The 1,470-nt window shown below is 35.4% G+C and carries 2 protein-coding genes; both read left to right on the forward strand.

Translation table 11 applies throughout. The features are described 5' to 3' along the window. Positions 1-397 (forward strand): M15 family metallopeptidase (locus PVA17_RS24740; RefSeq protein ID WP_274069337.1); only part of this gene is annotated, 397 nt, incomplete at its 5' end. 155 nt (positions 398-552) lie between these two features. Next, entirely contained in the window at positions 553-1,239 is a 687-nt protein-coding gene (locus tag PVA17_RS24745; RefSeq protein WP_274069338.1) for a M15 family metallopeptidase, read from the forward strand. Positions 1,240-1,470 lie beyond the last annotated feature (231 nt).

Consider the following 1,470-nt stretch of genomic DNA (forward strand, 5'->3'; position numbering starts at 1 on the left):
TTTATCGCTTGATGTGGGAAGTACCCAAGGGAAGATGGAGGTAGCACCTGAGGGAGAGTGGATTGCAGAGAACGCTTGGAAATACGGGTTTACTCTACGATACCCAGAAGATAAAACTGACATAACGGGAATTATGAATGAACCATGGCATATCCGCTATGTCGGTTTACCACATAGTGCGATTATGAAAGAAAAGAATTTTGTTTTAGAGGAATATTTGGGCTATCTAAAAGAACGAAAACATATTTCTGCTACTGTAAATGATCAAAAATATGAGGTCTTTTATTATCCTGTTACTGAAAACGCTACTATTAATGTGCCAACCAATCTTCGTTATGAGGTATCAGGCAATAATACTGATGGTGTGATTGTGACAGTATTTCCTGATAACGTGTAGAAACTTAAGGAAGGTTGAGGGTGCGGAATAAACAGATGGGAGCCAAAAAGCGACTATCTTCTATAAAAAATTCAACTGATCCCCCAGTTGTCCGGATCAACCGGAAATTCTATCGGAAAGAGCTCTTACACTAATATACGAGGAGTCATATAAGTATGAAAAAAAAAATAGTCACAATTGCACTACTCATGGTGATTCTAATTGTTTCTGGCTGTTCCGGAAATAAACAAAACAAACAACAGATCCAACAGGGAGTACTCACTGTCGATGAACCTGAAAGTATTACCGTTCTTGTCAACAAAAAATATGCTTTTCCAGAAGGTTATGAACCGAAAGAACTCGTTTATCCAAATGTTCCATTTATATTTAATGAAAAAATAGAAAAAAGAATGATGAGAGAAGAAGCAGCGAAGTATCTAGAAAAATTGTTCCATGCGGCGAATAAACAGAATATTCATCTAGCAGGTGTTTCAGCCTATCGTTCTTCTCAAACTCAAACAACCTTATTTAATAATTATGTTGAAAAGGATGGAATCGAAAAAGCAAAAACATATAGTGCTGTTCCTGGAACAAGCGAACATCAATCAGGATTAGCAATTGACGTTAGTGGATCCGATGGATCTTGTGCAGCAGATGATTGTTTCGCGAATACAGAAGAGGCAGCATGGCTTGAAGATAACGTCCATAAATATGGATATATCATTCGCTTTCCAAAAGAGAAAGAAAATATTACCGGCTACCAATATGAACCATGGCATATTCGTTATGTTGGGGTAAATTTAGCCGCTGAGTTATATAATAAAGGGTTAACATTAGAAGAATATTATGAGTCCTACCTGTGAGAAGAAAGAGAACAACAATCAGTATCTCAAAAATGTAAAATCCCTCCAATAATATATAGGAGAAATTAATTTAGTGGCCCCTATTGAAGAATAGGGGTTCTTTAAAATAAACCCTTCACAAAATTAAATCCATCCATTTTGATTAATCTTTTTTCAAAATAGATGGGTTTTTTCTATTGTAAAATCAGCATTTGTGGTTTTAATTAAACTTTATTTTAAACCAACAACAAA

This window comes from Lysinibacillus sp. CNPSo 3705 (assembly GCF_028674935.1).
GTDB lineage: Bacteria > Bacillota > Bacilli > Bacillales_A > Planococcaceae > Lysinibacillus.